Source organism: Halomonas getboli, from assembly GCF_023094245.1.
GTDB classification, from domain to species: Bacteria; Pseudomonadota; Gammaproteobacteria; order Pseudomonadales; family Halomonadaceae; genus Halomonas; species Halomonas getboli.
This window is the reverse complement of the sequence record NZ_JALMEW010000004.1, coordinates 224,707-239,901: the sequence shown is the minus strand read 5'-3', so window position 1 is coordinate 239,901 and position 15,195 is coordinate 224,707. Positions and strand designations below refer to the sequence as shown.

Sequence of the window (15,195 nt, the reverse complement as noted above, 5' to 3'; positions counted from 1 at the left end):
AGAATCGGCGCTCTGGACACCAAGACCGCCCGGGCCTCGACGATGCGTGCGAGACGCCTTCGCACGCACGCGCGAGGCCACGGGCGGCGGCAGCACATCAAGAGGACACCATGCCCGAGTATCGTTCCCGCACCACCACCGCCGGCCGCAACATGGCCGGTGCCCGCGCCCTGTGGCGCGCCACCGGCATGAAGGACGACGACTTCCACAAGCCGATCATCGCGGTCGCCAACTCCTTCACCCAGTTCGTGCCCGGCCACGTCCACCTCAAGGACATGGGCCAGCTGGTGGCCCGCGAGATCGAGAAGGCCGGCGGGGTGGCCAAGGAGTTCAATACCATCGCCGTGGACGATGGCATCGCCATGGGTCACGACGGCATGCTCTACTCGCTGCCGAGCCGCGACATCATCGCCGACAGCGTCGAGTACATGGTCAACGGCCACTGCGCCGACGCCCTGGTGTGCATCTCCAACTGCGACAAGATCACCCCCGGGATGCTGATGGCCGCCATGCGCCTCAACATTCCGGTGATCTTCGTCTCCGGCGGCCCCATGGAGGCCGGCAAGACCAAGCTGCTCGACCACGGCCTGGACCTGGTCGACGCCATGGTCATGGCCGCCGACGACTCGGTGGACGACGAGACCCTGAGCGAGGTCGAGCGCAGCGCCTGCCCGACCTGCGGCAGCTGCTCCGGCATGTTCACCGCCAACTCCATGAACTGCCTGACCGAGGCGCTGGGCCTGGCGCTGCCGGGCAACGGCACCCTGCTGGCCACCCACGGCGACCGCCGCCGGCTGTTCGAGACCGCCGGCCACCGCATCGTCGAGCTGGCCAAGCGCTACTACGAGGGTGACGAGGCGCACCTGCTGCCGCGCGCCATCGGCGCCAAGCCGGCGTTCAAGAACGCCATGACCCTGGACATCGCCATGGGCGGCTCCACCAACACCATCCTGCACCTGCTGGCCGCGGCCCAGGAGGCCGGCATCGACTTCGACATGGACGACATCGATCGTCTGTCCCGCGAGGTGCCGCAGCTGTGCAAGGTGGCGCCCAACACCCAGAAATACCACATCGAGGACGTGCACCGCGCCGGCGGCATCATGGCGATCCTCGGTGAGCTGGACCGCGCCGGCGTGCTGGATACCCGGGTGCCCACGGTCTACGGCGACAGCCTGGCCGAGGCCCTCGAGGAGTGGGACATCATGCGCTCGCCGAGCGCCGAGGTCGTGGAGTTCTACAAGGCCGGCCCCGGCGGCATCCCGACCCAGACCGCCTTCTCCCAGAGCGCGCGCTGGCCGAGCCTCGACGGCGACCGCGCCACCGGCTGCATCCGCGACCTCGAGCACGCCTTCTCCCAGCAGGGCGGCCTGGCCGTGCTCAAGGGCAACATCGCCCTCGACGGCTGCGTGGTGAAGACCGCCGGCGTCGACGACTCGATCCTGGTCTTCGAGGGCCCGGCCCACGTGGTCGAGTCCCAGGACCAGGCGGTGGAGCACATCCTCGACGGCAAGGTGGTCGAAGGCGAGGTGGTGGTGATCCGCTACGAGGGACCGAAGGGCGGCCCGGGCATGCAGGAGATGCTCTACCCGACCTCCTACCTGAAGTCGAAGGGCCTGGGCAAGGCCTGCGCGCTGCTCACCGACGGCCGCTTCTCCGGCGGCACCTCGGGCCTGTCGATCGGCCACGCCTCGCCGGAGGCCGCCGCCGGCGGCGCCATCGGCCTGGTCCAGAGCGGCGACATCATCCGCATCGACATTCCCAATCGCAGCATCGACGTGAAGCTCTCCGACGAGGAACTCGCCGAGCGCCGCCGGGTCGAGGAAGCCCGCGGCCGCGACGCCTGGAAGCCGAGCATCCAGCGCGTGCGCAAGGTCTCCGCGGCGCTCAAGGCCTATGCGCTGCTGGCCACCTCCGCCGACAAGGGCGCGGTGCGCGACCTCTCCAAGCTCGACTGAGCTTTCGGGCCCCGGCGATGGCCGGGGTCCGCCTTCCTCCAGGCCCGCTTTCACCCCCACAAGACTCGATACAGCAGGGAAGCCACGCAATGAAGACCCAGACCCTCAACGTCGGCCTGATCGGTTTCGGCATGGCCGGTCGCACCTTTCACGCGCCCTTGATCCAGACCGCGCCGGGCCTTGAGCTCTCCGCCGTGGTCTCCAGCGATGCGGAGCGGGTCCAGGCGATCTATCCCGAGGTCACGGTGCACGCCAAGGCGGCGGCGCTGTTCGCCGACCCGGAGATCGATCTGGTGGTCATCGCCACGCCCAACGAGACCCACTTCCCGCTGGCCAAGGCGGCGCTGGGCAAGGGCAAGCACGTGGTGCTCGACAAGCCGTTCGCCGTCTCCCTGGCCGAGGCGCGTCAGCTCAAGGTCCAGGCCGATAACGCCGAGCGCCTGCTCAGCGTCTTCCACAACCGTCGCTGGGACAGCGACTTCCTGACCCTCAAGACGCTGCTCGACGAGGAGCGCCTGGGGCGGGTGGTCGAGGTGGAATCACGCTTCGACCGCTTCCGCCCGACGGTGCCCGACCGCTGGCGTGAGCAGCATCGCCCCGGTAGCGGTATCTGGTTCGATCTGGGCCCGCACCTGCTCGACCAGGCCCGGGCGCTGTTCGGCATGCCCCGGGCCGTCCTGCTGGAGCTTGCCACCCTGCGCGACGGCGCCGAGATCGACGACGACTTCCAGGCGGTGCTGGAGTACGACCATCTGAGGGTGGTCCTCAAGGCCAGCACCCTGGTGGCCGAGCCCACGCCGCGCTGGCGGGTCAACGGCACCCGCGGCAGCTTCGTCAAGTACGGCCTCGATCCGCAGGAGGAGTGGCTCAAGGGCGGCGAGATTCCGCAGCCGGCCTGGGGCATCGACCCGGCGCCGGGGCGGCTGACGCTGAACGAAGGGGAGGGCGACGAGGTCACGCTCGTGCACCACGAGGTCGAGGGCGTGCCGGGCGACTATCGCGCCTACTACGACGGCATCGCCCGCACCCTGCTGCGCGGCACGCCGCCGCCGGTGACCGCCGATGAGGCGCTGGACGTGATGTGCCTGCTCGAGGCGGGGCTGGACAGCTACCGCCAGGGGCGCTGGGTCAAGCTCAAGGAGGGCGGCAGCCTGCCGCGCCGGCTGCACGCCAAGGGCTGAATCGCGTGCCGCTGCCCCGGCACATCGGGGCAGCGGCGCCACTTTCTGGTGCCTACCAGAGGCTCGGGCTGGTGCTCTCGGTGCGTACCTTGTCCCGGGCGATGTACAGCGCCGCGATGGCCCGCGCCTCGTGGAAGTCCTCCCGCGCCAGCAGCGCGCCGATCTCGTCGATGGCGTGGGTCTCGACGATCAGCGGCTCCGGCTCGTCGCCGGGCAGGCGCCTGGGGTAGAGGTCCGTGGCCAGCATCACCTGCATGCGGTGGCGCATGTAGTTCGGCGCCAGGGTCAGCTCCACCAGCGGCTCCAGGCGATGGGCGCCGAAGCCGCACTCCTCCATCAGTTCTCGATTGGCCGCGGTGACCAGGTCCTCGCCGGGATCCACCAGCCCCTTGGGCAGGGTCAGGGCGTAGTCCTCGACGCCGGCGGCGTATTCGCGGATCAGCAGCACGTGCTCGGGGTCGGGCATGGCCACGATCATCACCGCGCCGACGCCTCGCCCGGTGCCGCCCAGCCGCTCGAAGGTGCGCTCGGCGCCGTTGGAAAAGCGCAGCTCCATCTCCTCGACGTGGAACAGCCGGCTGCGGGCGACGCTGCGCCGGGCCAGGACGTGCGGCTTGTGGGGGGCATGGTCGTCGGTCATGGGATCTCCGGTCGTTCGGCGTCTGTCTTTCCCTGAGGATGCCGGTCGCAGGCGTCCGATCAATCCCGCCAATCGGGGCGATAGCCCGGGTCGGTCGGGCGCTGGAATGCGTCCTCGGCATCGTTTGGGTACACTACCACGTCTTTCCCCCGGCGGACGTCTCCGCGGCGCCGTCGACCCGACCGAAAGGCGTCCATCCCTAAGGAGTCCCATGATCGACTGGCGTGCCATCGATACCGTCCTTCTCGACATGGACGGCACCCTGCTGGACCTGCACTTCGACAGCCACTTCTGGCTGGAACACTTGCCGCGCCGCTACGCGGAGCTGCACCGGCTCGACGAAGCGAGTCAGGAGGCGATCCGCGCGCGCATCCTGCGCGAGCAGGGCACGCTCAACTGGTACAGCCTGGCCTACTGGAGCCGCGAGCTGGACGTCGACATCGTGGCGCTCAAGCGCGAGGTTCAGCATCTGATCGGCCTGCGCAGCGACGCCCTGGACTTCCTGCGCTGGCTGAAGCGCGCCCATCCGCGGGTGGTGCTGGCCACCAACGCCGACCGCGAGAGCCTGGCGCTGAAGCTGCCGCTGACCGGCCTCGAGGACTACGTCGACGCCATCGTCTCCTCCGCCGATCTCGGCGTGCCCAAGGAGGCCCAGGAATTCTGGTTCTTGCTGCAGGAGGTCGAGCCCTTCGACCCGGCCCGCACGCTGTTCATCGACGACAACGCGGCGGTGCTGGAGAGTGCCCGCGAGTACGGCATCCGCCACCTGCTGGGCATCAAGCAGCCCGACAGCCGGCGGCCCGAGAAGGAGCTCGAGGAGTTCATTGCCCTCGACCGCTTCGCCGCCATCCTGCCCGGGGAGCGGCCCGGCGACGGGGAGGACGCATGAGCGGCGTGCGTCTTGACAAGTGGTTGTGGGCGGCGCGCTTCTTCAAGACCCGTGCGTTGGCCAAGAAGGCCATCGAGGGCGGCAAGGTGCACTACAACGGCGGTCGCGCCAAGACCAGCAAGGCCGTGGAGATCGGCGCTCTGATCCGCGTGCCCCAGGGCTGGGACACCTGGGAGGTCGAAGTGGTGGCGCTCTCCGAGCAGCGCCGCGGCGCCCCGGAGGCCCGCGAGCTCTATCGCGAGACCGCGGAGAGCGAGGCGCGGCGGACCAAGGAAGCCGAGAGCCGCCGCCAGGCCAATCAGGCCATGCAGCATCCGCTCAAGCGCCCCGACAAGAAACAGCGCCGCGAGATCAAGCGTTTTATGCGGGGTGAGTGAAGCGTGAGGGGGAGGGGCAAGGCGTGAGGCGCCTGTGGCATCCCCTTGCTCCTCACGCTTTGCCCCTTACTCCTCACGCTTTACCCCTTACTCCTCACCTCCAACCAGGCAAGCATCATGAACGACCAGATTCAGCGTTTCCTCTTCGAGGAGACCAACGTCCGCGGCGAGATTGTCACCCTCCAGGAGGCGCACGCCGAGGTCATGGAGCGCCACGACTATCCGCCGGCGGTGACCCGCCAGCTCGGCGAGCTGCTGGCCGCGGTGGCCCTGCTCACCGAGACCATCAAGCTCGACGGCACCATGAGCATCGAGGTGCGCGGCGATGGGCCGCTGTCGCTGCTGATGGCCGAGTCCAATCCCGGCGGCGAGCTGCGCGCCATCGCCCGGCTCGACGAGGACGCGGCGATTCCCGCCGAGGACGCGAGCTTCGCCGAGCTGCTGGGCGAGGGCAAGGTGACCATCACCCTGGACCCGCGCGAGGGCCATCGCTACCAGGGCATCGTGGCGTTGACTCGCGACAGCCTGGCCGGTTGCCTGGAAGACTACTTCGCCCAGTCCGAGCAGCTGCCGACCCGCCTGTGGCTGGCCGACGACGGCACGCGCGCCGCCGGCCTGCTGCTGCAGCGCCTGCCCGACGAGGCGCAGAATCAGGACGACGACGCCTGGGAACGCACCGTGCACCTGGCCTCGACCCTGACCGACGCCGAGCTGCTCGCGGTCGAGCAGCGCGAGCTGCTGCATCGCCTCTATCACGAGGAGACCGTGAGGGTCTTCGAGCCCAAGGCGCTGCGCTTCGCCTGCACCTGTTCCCGCGAGCGTATCGCCGGCGCCCTGCTGTCGCTGGGCAGCGAAGAGCTGCGCGACATCCTCGCCGAGCAGGGCGGCATCGCCACCCAGTGCCACTTCTGCCATACCCGCTACGAGTTCACGCTCGCCGAGGTGGAAGCGATGCTCGACGACCCCGAAGGCCCGCCGCCGACCGTGCACTGAGGCCCAGGCGGCGGCGCGATGCGTCGCCGTCAATATCGTCGAAGTAGTAGTAAAATTACGAAAAAAGTGGTGGATCTGACGGCATTTCCTGCCGCTCGACTTGTTTGCCATACTGCCCCGCATCCCCTCCGTGTTCCGGTCGCCGCTGTCACAAGACGGTCAACCGCAAGCGGCCGCCGGGAGGGGATGAGACCGCATCGCGGACGCCCGGCAAACGAGAGAGAACGGCCTCCGGCCCAGGAAACGCCACATGACAACGACACAGCACGCCACGGCCCACCTCAACCTGTCCAGCGCCGAACTGATCGAGCGGGCGCTGGCCCGCGGCGAGGGCCGCCTGTCCGCCCAGGGGGCGCTGGTGGTCAATACCGGCGCTCGCACCGGGCGCTCGCCGAAGGACCGCTTCATCGTCGACGAGCCCTCGACCCGGGACGCCATCGACTGGGGCAGCGTCAACCGGCCCTTCGACGCCGAACGCTTCGAGACCCTGTGGACGCGTGTCGAGTCCTTCCTCGGTGACGGCGAACACTATGTCTCCGAGCTGCACGTGGGCAGCGATCCGGGCCACTATCAGCCGGTGCGGGTGACCACCGAAACCGCCTGGCACAACCTCTTCGGCCGTACCCTGTTCGTGCGTCCCGAGGCCTTCAATCCCTCGTCGAAACCCGAGTGGCGCATCCTCAATGCCCCGGGCTTCGAATGCGACCCGGCCCGGGACGGCACGAACTCCGACGGCTGCGTGATTCTCGACTTCGCCGGCCGGCGGGTGCTGATCGCTGGCATGCGCTATGCCGGCGAGATGAAGAAGGCGATGTTCTCGGTGCAGAATTTCCTGCTGCCCGAGGTCGACGTGCTGCCCATGCACTGCAGCGCCAATGTCGACGAGAACGGCGAGACCACGCTGTTCTTCGGCCTCTCCGGCACCGGCAAGACGACCCTCTCCGCCGATCCGGCGCGCTACCTGATCGGCGACGACGAGCACGGCTGGGGGCCGGGCACCGTGTTCAACATCGAGGGCGGCTGCTACGCCAAGTGCATCGACCTTTCGGCCAAGAACGAGCCGGTGATCTGGAACGCCATCCGCTTCGGCACCGTGCTGGAGAACGTGGTGCTCGACGAGGGCCGGGTGCCGGACTACGCCGACGACCGCCTGACCCAGAACTCCCGCGCCGCCTATCCGCTCGAGCACATCGACAAGCGGGTCGCCGAGAATCGCGCCGGCGAGCCCAGCGCCATCGTCTTCCTGACCTGCGACATGAGCGGCGTGCTGCCGCCGGTCTCGGTGCTTTCGCGGGAGGCCGCGGCCTACCACTTCCTGTCCGGCTACACCGCCAAGGTGGGGTCCACCGAGATGGGCGCCTCCGAGGGGCTCGAGGCGACCTTTTCCACCTGCTTCGGCGCGCCCTTCTTCCCGCGGCCGGCGCGGGTCTATGCCGACCTGCTGATCAAGCGCGTGGAGGCTCAGGACGCCGAGGTCTATCTGGTCAACACCGGCTGGACCGGCGGCGCCTACGGGGAGGGCGGCGAGCGCTTCTCGATTCCCACCACCCGCGCCATCATCGATGCCATCCAGTCCGGGGCGCTGCGCGGCGTCGAGACCCGCCATCTCGAGGGACTCAACCTGGCCGTGCCGACCGCCGTGCCCGGGGTGGATGCGACGCTGCTCGACCCGCGCGAGACCTGGGCCGACAAGGCCGCCTACGACCGCCGCCGCGATGACCTGGCCGCGCGCTTCGTCGACAACTTCGCCAGGTTCGAGGGCGTGAGCCCGGCGATCGTGGCCGCGGGACCGAGGCCCGCCTGAAGCCGACGAGCCCGCGCTTCGGCGCCGTGCTCCGGAGGGCGTCGCCGAGTGGCGGCGCCTTCCGCTACTTTTTCGATAGGGAACGAGCCGTGCGAGTAAGGATGCCGCGCCGGGCACGACACAAGGGTGTCCCGTCACAACGGAGGCGCAACATGAAACGACGTAATTTTCTGGGGCTTGTGGGGCTCGGCGGCCTGGCCGGGCTGGTGCCGGGTCTGGTCCAGGCGCGGCCCAAGCTCGATCTCGAGCGTGCGCCGGACATCGCGCCGCTCGAGCTCAGCGAGGCCGAATGGCGCGAGCGCCTGTCCGAGGAGCGCTTCGCGATCCTGCGTCAGGCCGACACCGAGCCGGCGCATTCCAGCCCGCTGGACAAGGAGACCCGCGACGGCGAGTACCGCTGCGCCGGCTGCGACCTGACGCTCTTCACCAGCGACATGAAGTACGATTCCGGCACCGGCTGGCCGAGCTTCTTCACCCATGTGGAGGGGCATCTGCTTACCGAGCTCGACCTGGTGATGCTGATTCCGCGCACCGAGTACCACTGCGCCCGCTGCGGCGGCCATCAGGGCCACGTGTTCGAGGACGGCCCCGAGCCCACCGGGCTGCGCTGGTGCAACAACGGCCTGGCGCTGCGCTTCGTGCCGGCATAGCCGGGCCCGGTTTTGCCGAGAGCCTGAAGCTGGAACAACGCTCGCTGCGCGGGGGCGAGTGGGAAGCGTGAAGAAACCCCGTGACGTGGGGCAGGGTAATGCTGCCTCGCTCCTCGCACCTGCCGGCATCGCAGGCGGTGTGATACCTTGTCGCGATCGTCTGTCCCGGATTGCCAAGGATTACATGGACGCACAAGCCAAGATCATCGATCGTCTCGCCGAGGAGCTCGGCGTTCGCGGCCCCCAGGTGGCGGCCACCGTGGAGCTGCTCGACGGCGGGGCCACCGTTCCCTTCATCGCCCGCTATCGCAAGGAAGTCACCGGCGGGCTCGACGACACCCAGCTGCGCCAGCTGCATGAACGGCTGGGCTACCTGCGCGAGCTGGAGGAGCGCCGCGAGGCGGTGCTGGCCAGCATCGACGAGCAGGGCAAGCTGACGCCCGAGCTCACCGCCAGCATCCGCGCCGCCGACACCAAGCAGCGCCTGGAAGACCTCTACCTGCCGTATCGCAAGAAGCGTCGCACCAAGGCGCAGATCGCCCGCGAGGCCGGCCTCGAGCCGCTCGCCGACGCGCTGCTGGCCGACCCTTCGCTCGACCCCGAGGCCGAGGCCGCGAACTATCTTCGCGCCGCCGACGGCGACATCCCGGCCATCGAGGATGCCAAGGCCGCGCTGGACGGCGCCAAGCAGATCCTGATGGAGCGCTTCGCCGAGGAAGCCGAGCTGGTCGGCCGGCTGCGCGAGCGGCTGTGGAGCGACGGCGAGCTGTCTTCGCGGGTCATCGCCGGCAAGGAGCAGGAGGGCGCCAAGTTCTCCGACTACTTCGAGCACGACGAGCCGCTGGCCAAGGCGCCCTCGCACCGGGCGCTGGCGATGTTCCGCGGCCGCAACGAGGGAGTGCTGGCGCTGACCCTGCGCCTGCCCGGCGAGGAAGAGGCCGCCGTGCATCCGGCCCAGGTAGCGATCGCCAGGCACTTCGAGATCGCCGATCACGGCCGCCCCGCCGATCGCTGGCTGGGCGAGGTGGTGCGCTGGACCTGGCGGGTCAAGCTCTACACCCACCTCGAGACCGAGCTGATGGGCCGGCTGCGCGATCGCGCCGAGCTCGAGGCCATCGAGGTGTTCGCCGCCAACCTCAAGGACCTGCTGCTGGCCGCGCCGGCGGGGCAGAAGGCGACGCTTGCCATCGACCCGGGCCTGCGTACCGGCTGCAAGGTGGCGGTGGTCGACGCCACCGGTCGCTTCCTCGAGCACGCCACCATCTTCCCCCACGCGCCGCGCAATCAGTGGGACGAGTCGCTGGCGGTGCTGGCGCGGCTGGTGAACAAGCATGACGTGGCCCTGGTGGCGGTGGGCAACGGCACCGCCAGCCGCGAGACCGACAGGCTCGCCGGCGAGCTGGTCAAGGCGCTGGCGGGCAAGCAGCGCCTCTCCAAGGTGATGGTCAGCGAGGCCGGCGCCTCGGTGTACTCGGCCTCGGAATACGCCGCCCGCGAGCTGCCCGAGCTCGACGTGACCATCCGCGGCGCGGTCTCCATCGCCCGCCGGCTTCAGGATCCGCTGGCCGAGCTGGTCAAGATCGAGCCCAAGTCGATCGGCGTCGGCCAGTACCAGCACGACGTTTCCCAGGTGCAGCTGTCGCGCAGCCTGGAGGCGGTGATCGAGGACTGCGTCAACGCCGTGGGCGTCGACCTGAACACCGCCTCCAGCGCACTGCTGTCGCGGGTCGCCGGCCTGAACGCGGGGCTTGCCGAGAACATCGTCGCCCGCCGCGACGCCGAGGGCGCCTTCGCCAGCCGCAAGCAGCTGCTCGACGTCAGCCGCCTGGGGCCCAAGACCTTCGAGCAGTGCGCCGGCTTCCTGCGCATCATGGGCGGTGACAATCCGCTGGATGCCAGCGCCGTGCACCCGGAGGCCTATCCGCTGGTCGAGCGCATCGCCCAGCAGAGCCAGCGTGAGCTGGGCGGGCTGATCGGCGACAGCGCGACCCTCAAGGCCCTCAAGCCCGCCGACTTCGCCGACGAGCGCTTCGGCGTGCCCACCGTCAGTGACATCCTCAAGGAGCTCGACAAGCCGGGCCGCGACCCGCGCCCCGAGTTCAAGGCGGCGGAGTTCCGCGAGGGCGTCGAGACGCTCAAGGACCTGGAGCCCGGCATGGTGCTCGAGGGCAGCGTGACTAACGTCACCCACTTCGGCGCCTTCGTCGACATCGGCGTGCATCAGGACGGTCTGGTGCATATCTCGGCGCTGTCCGACAAGTTCGTCGAGGACCCGCGCTCGGTGGTCAAGGCCGGCGACATCGTCAAGGTCAAGGTGATGAGCGTGGATCTGGAGCGCGCCCGCGTCGGGCTCTCCATGCGTCTCGACGACCAGCCCGGCGAGGACGGCCAGCCGACCCGACGCGGCGGCGCCGGCGAACGCCAGGGCCGGAAGGCCCCGCGCAAGGGCGGCCGAGACAAGGGGCAGGGCGGCAAGGGTGGCGGCCAGGAGGATGGCCAGCTCGGCGCCCTGGGCGCGGCGCTGCTCAAGGCCAAGCGTGACCGTTAGGAGGCGAGGAGTGAGGAGTGAGGGGCGAGGAGTCGGATCCCTAGGGCATCATCCTGCCGCCTCGAACCTCGAACCTCGAACCTCGAACCTCGAACCTCGAACCTCGAACCTATTAGCCGACTTACCTTGAATCGCCGAGTTTCGGCACCATAATCTGAGGTCTTTGCGGGTGCCGCGGCGCCCGAAACGTCCACCGGGACGCCGGCGTCGGCGTCCCCGACACGGGGTGATCACCTTGTCCGAACCGCTTTCCCCCCACATCGAGCGCCTCGGCCGGCTGGCCGACCAGGGGCGTTTCGGTCGCCTGCGCCGCGGCATCGAGAAGGAAGGGCTGCGCGTCGACGACGCCGGGCGCATCGCCCAGAGTCCCCATCCGCGGGCGCTGGGCTCCAAGCTCACCCATCCGCACATCACCACGGACTATTCCGAGTCGCTGCTGGAGTACATCACCCCGGTCTACAGCCGCCCGGAAGACGCCCTGGACTTCCTCGCCGACCTGCATCGCTTCACCTATCGCCGGCTGGGCGAGGAGCGCATCTGGCCGGCCAGCATGCCGGCCCGGCTCGACGGCAACGACAGCGTGCCGATCGCCGACTACGGCGACTCCAACGTGGGGCGCATGAAGCACGTCTACCGCCGTGGCCTGGACGTGCGCTACGGACGCATCATGCAGGCGATCGCCGGCGTGCATTACAACGTTTCGCTGCCTGACGACCTGTTCGCGCTGCTGCGCGAGCTGGACGGCGAGGGCGAGACGGCGATGCAGGACTATCGATCGGCGCGCTATTTCGCGCTGATTCGCAACTTCCGCCGCCACAGCTGGCTGCTGCTGTATCTGTTCGGCGCTTCGCCGGCGGTCGACCGCAGCTTCCTGCCCGATGGCCGAGTGCCGGAGGGGCTCGAGGCCCACGGCGACGAGACCCTGGTCTCGCGCTACGCCACCAGCCTGCGCATGTCCGACCTGGGCTATCAGAACAAGGTGCAGGAGCAGCTCAAGATCTGCTTCAACTCGCTGTCGAACTACGTCAACACCCTGCGTCACGCCATCTTCACGCCCTGGCCCGACTATGAGGCCCGCGGCGTGCGCGTGGGCGACGAGTGGCGCCAGCTCAACGCCAACATCCTGCAGATCGAGAACGAGTACTACAGCGACATCCGGCCCAAGCGGGTGGCGCGTCACGACGAGACCCCCAGCCAGGCGCTGGAGGCCCGCGGAGTGGAGTACATCGAGGTACGCTGCCTGGATCTCAACCCCTTCGATCCGCTGGGCATCGATGCCGACCAGAGCCGCTTCATCGATGTCTTCCTGCTGTGGTGCCTGCTCACCGACAGCCCCTGGATCTCCGACGAGGAGTGCGAACACCTGGACTTCAACCGCCGCCTGGTGGTGTCCCGCGGGCGCGATCCCGAGCTGCGCCTCGATCATCACGGCGCCAAGCGTTCGATCGCCGACTGGGGTGGCGAGATCTTCACGGGGCTCGGCGAGATCGCCGCGCTGCTGGATCGCCTCGAGGACGGCACGCCCCACGCCGACGCCCTGGCGGCGCTGGCGCCGCGCCTCGAGGACCCGTCGCTGACGCCGTCCGGCCGACTGCTCGAGCGCCTGGAAAATCGCGATGAGGAATTCGTCGAGGCGGTGCTGGCGCTGGCCGGCGAGCAGGGCGAGCGCCTGCGCGAGGAGCCCATCGAGCGCGCCCGCGAGGCGCTGTTCGACCAGCTGGTGGAGACCTCCCACCAGCAGCAGGGCGACATCGAGGCCGCCGACGTCGCGTCCTTCGCCGACTTCCTGGCCGACTACTTCGCCCGGGCTCGCGAGTCTCGCGCCTTCAGCCCGCTGCGTTCGGGAGGTGCGGCATGATCGATACCCTGCGCGAGGCGCGCGTGCGCTGCTGGAGCCTGGCCGGCCTGGCCTTCTGCGTGCTGATGATGGCGGTGGCGCTGGGCCTGGAGCACATCGTCGGGCTCGAGCCCTGCCCGCTGTGCATCTTTCAGCGGGTGGCGGTGATCTCGGCCGGCGTGGTGTTCGCCGTGGCGGCGCTGCACGACCCGCAGGGCCGCCTCGGCGCGGCGCTCTACGGGCTGCTCTCGCTGCTAGCGGTGGGCACCGGCATCGGCCTGGCCGGGCGTCACCTGTGGCTGCAGTCGCTGCCCGCCGATCAGGTGCCGAGCTGCGGTCCGGGGCTCGACTACATGTTGGAAGTGTTGCCCTTGCAGAAGGTGATTTCCATGGTGCTCAGCGCCTCGGGCGAGTGCGCCGAGATCAGCGCGCGTTTCCTGGGGCTGTCGCTGCCGGGCTGGACGCTGATCGGCTTTGTGGTGCTGGTGCTGGTGCCGCTGGGCCTGCTGTGGCGGTCGCTGCAGACTCGCCACGGCTATCGTTGGTCGGGAGATCCGTCGCAGGATTGACAGCGCTCGCCCCAGGGAGGACTCTGAGGCTTCGGGCCCGGGGCCTGGGTGTCCGAGGTCGGTTCCATCGAGCGAGGGAAGCACCATGCTGGAAGACTGCAAGAGCGCACAGGAACGCTGGGGGGGCGTCCACAGGCTGATCGATCGCTGGCTCGGCGAACGGCGCACGCTGCTGCGTCACTTCGAGGAGCTCAAGGCGGCCTGCGACGCCGAGCTCGAGGCGATCACCAAGCCGCGCATCGACGCCTTCAGCGAACTGCTGATGGACTACATCAGCGCCGGGCACTTCGAGATCTATCCCCAGCTCAAGGCCGAGGCCGAGGCCTTCGAGGATGATGATGCCCTGGGGCTCGCCGAACGGCTGCTCGAGCGCCTCGAGATGTCCACCGAGCTGGTGCTTTCCTTCGACGAGGACTACGCCACGCCGGTGCGCTGTCAGCATTACCTGACGCGGCTGCCGGCCTGGCTGGAGCGTCTGTCCAAGGGGCTCTCCGAGCGCTTCTCGCTGGAAGATCGCCTGATTGCCCGGCTGCACGCGGTACACGCCCCCGCCGCTCAGGCCTCCAGCGGCGCCTGAGGGCAGCGCGGCCGCGCCTGCTGCGCAGGTCGAATTGAGTTTTGTGCACCGCAGGCATACCATTTCCCTCGGTTTAGATCCCGGCCGGGCCGCTCCGTCGCCCCGGCCGATCCTCACGGCGACAACCGAAGGAGCCACGATGAAAGACCCCGTCCGTATTGCCATTACCGGCGCAGCCGGCCAGATCAGCTACTCCCTGGCCTTCCGCATCGCCTCCGGCGACATGCTGGGCAAGGACCAGCCGGTCATCCTGCAGCTGCTCGAGATCACCCCGGCCATGGACGCGCTCAACGGTGTGGTGATGGAGCTCAACGACTGCGCCTTCCCGCTGGTGCAGGACATCGTCGCCTCCGACGACCCCAACGTCGCCTTCAAGGATGCCGATTTCGCCCTGCTGGTCGGCGCCCGTCCGCGCGGTCCGGGCATGGAGCGCAAGGACCTGCTCGAGGCCAACGCCGCGATCTTCTCCGCCCAGGGCAAGGCCCTGAACGACGTCGCCAGCCGCGACGTGCGCGTGCTGGTGGTGGGCAACCCGGCCAACACCAACGCCCTGATCGCGTCCTGCAACGCGCCGGACCTCGATGCCGGCCAGTTCACCGCGATGATGCGTCTGGACCACAACCGCGCCCTGACCCAGCTGGCCCAGAAGACCGGCAAGCACAGCACCGACGTCGAGTCGATGATCGTGTGGGGCAACCACAGCGCTACCCAGTACCCGGACCTGGCCCACTGCAAGGTGGACGGCAAGCCGGCCCTGGAGCTGGTCGAGCGCGACTGGTACGAGAACGACTTCATCCCCACCGTGCAGCAGCGCGGCGCGGCCATCATCAAGGCCCGCGGTGCCTCCTCCGCGGCTTCTGCCGCTTCCGCCGCCATCGATCACATGCGTGACTGGGCGCTGGGCAGCGACGGCATCGTCAGCATGGGCATCCCGGCCGACGGCAGCTACGGCATCGAGCCGGGCATCATGTATTCCTATCCGGTGGTCTGCAAGAACGGCAAGTACGAGATCGTGCAGGACCTGGCGATCGACGACTTCAGCCGCGAGCGCATGACCGCCACCGAAACCGAGCTGCGCGAAGAGCGCTCCGCGGTGGAGCATCTGCTGGGCTGACACCAGCCGTAAGCTTGAAGCGTGAAGCTGTAAGAAAACCCCGCACGGCATGGCCTGTGCG

13 protein-coding genes are annotated in these 15,195 nt (G+C 69.0%); 12 read left to right on the top strand and 1 reads right to left on the bottom strand.

What is annotated here, in order from left to right; all coding sequences use genetic code 11:
• The first annotated feature begins 110 nt into the window (after window positions 1-110).
• Both ilvD and MYL53_RS10450 read left to right on the top strand, forming a co-directional pair.
• Window positions 111-1,955, top strand: a complete 1,845-nt coding sequence (gene ilvD / locus MYL53_RS10455) for a dihydroxy-acid dehydratase (RefSeq protein WP_247853748.1) — start codon at window positions 111-113, stop codon at window positions 1,953-1,955.
• A gap of 89 nt (window positions 1,956-2,044) precedes the next feature.
• Window positions 2,045-3,136, top strand: coding sequence for an oxidoreductase (locus MYL53_RS10450; RefSeq protein ID WP_247853747.1), 1,092 nt, complete (start codon window positions 2,045-2,047; stop codon window positions 3,134-3,136).
• Between the two features lie 52 nt (window positions 3,137-3,188).
• Here MYL53_RS10450 and nudE read toward each other — a convergent pair whose 3' ends face one another.
• Window positions 3,189-3,776 (bottom strand): ADP compounds hydrolase NudE, encoded by a 588-nt coding sequence (nudE, locus tag MYL53_RS10445; protein WP_247853745.1) that lies wholly within the window; start codon window positions 3,774-3,776, stop codon window positions 3,189-3,191.
• 211 nt (window positions 3,777-3,987) lie between these two features.
• Here nudE and yrfG point away from each other — a divergent pair, with 211 nt between their 5' ends.
• The 10 genes from yrfG (at window position 3,988) to MYL53_RS10395 (ending at window position 15,134) form a co-directional block, all read left to right on the top strand.
• Window positions 3,988-4,665 carry a GMP/IMP nucleotidase gene (gene yrfG / locus MYL53_RS10440; RefSeq protein ID WP_247853744.1) on the top strand — a complete coding sequence of 226 codons (678 nt, stop codon included), beginning with the start codon at window positions 3,988-3,990 and terminating at the stop codon, window positions 4,663-4,665.
• Complete coding sequence (gene hslR / locus MYL53_RS10435; protein WP_247853743.1) at window positions 4,662-5,042, top strand: ribosome-associated heat shock protein Hsp15; 381 nt, start codon at window positions 4,662-4,664, stop codon at window positions 5,040-5,042. Before yrfG ends, hslR begins: the two co-directional genes overlap by 4 nt.
• A 117-nt stretch (window positions 5,043-5,159) precedes the next feature.
• Window positions 5,160-6,035 carry an Hsp33 family molecular chaperone HslO gene (gene hslO, locus MYL53_RS10430; RefSeq protein WP_247853742.1) on the top strand — a complete coding sequence of 292 codons (876 nt, stop codon included), beginning with the start codon at window positions 5,160-5,162 and terminating at the stop codon, window positions 6,033-6,035.
• A gap of 250 nt (window positions 6,036-6,285) precedes the next feature.
• Window positions 6,286-7,839: a phosphoenolpyruvate carboxykinase gene (locus MYL53_RS10425; protein ID WP_247853741.1), complete on the top strand. Its 1,554-nt coding sequence runs from the start codon at window positions 6,286-6,288 to the stop codon at window positions 7,837-7,839.
• 152 nt (window positions 7,840-7,991) lie between these two features.
• Window positions 7,992-8,489, top strand: coding sequence for a peptide-methionine (R)-S-oxide reductase MsrB (msrB, locus tag MYL53_RS10420; RefSeq protein WP_247853740.1), 498 nt, complete (start codon window positions 7,992-7,994; stop codon window positions 8,487-8,489).
• A gap of 184 nt (window positions 8,490-8,673) precedes the next feature.
• A complete protein-coding gene (locus tag MYL53_RS10415; protein WP_247853739.1) occupies window positions 8,674-11,037 on the top strand; it encodes a Tex family protein in 2,364 nt (787 codons plus the stop codon).
• Between the two features lie 226 nt (window positions 11,038-11,263).
• Window positions 11,264-12,895: a glutamate--cysteine ligase gene (gshA, locus tag MYL53_RS10410; protein ID WP_425591748.1), complete on the top strand. Its 1,632-nt coding sequence runs from the start codon at window positions 11,264-11,266 to the stop codon at window positions 12,893-12,895.
• The gene (locus MYL53_RS10405) at window positions 12,892-13,443 is read left to right on the top strand and encodes a disulfide bond formation protein B (protein WP_247853737.1); all 552 of its coding nucleotides are present in this window, start codon (window positions 12,892-12,894) and stop codon (window positions 13,441-13,443) included. Before gshA ends, MYL53_RS10405 begins: the two co-directional genes overlap by 4 nt.
• A gap of 85 nt (window positions 13,444-13,528) precedes the next feature.
• On the top strand, window positions 13,529-14,020 hold the full coding sequence (gene rsd, locus MYL53_RS10400; RefSeq protein WP_247853735.1) for a sigma D regulator: 492 nt from the start codon (window positions 13,529-13,531) through the stop codon (window positions 14,018-14,020).
• 139 nt (window positions 14,021-14,159) lie between these two features.
• The gene (locus tag MYL53_RS10395; protein ID WP_247853733.1) at window positions 14,160-15,134 is read left to right on the top strand and encodes a malate dehydrogenase; all 975 of its coding nucleotides are present in this window, start codon (window positions 14,160-14,162) and stop codon (window positions 15,132-15,134) included.
• The last annotated feature ends 61 nt before the right edge of the window (window positions 15,135-15,195 follow it).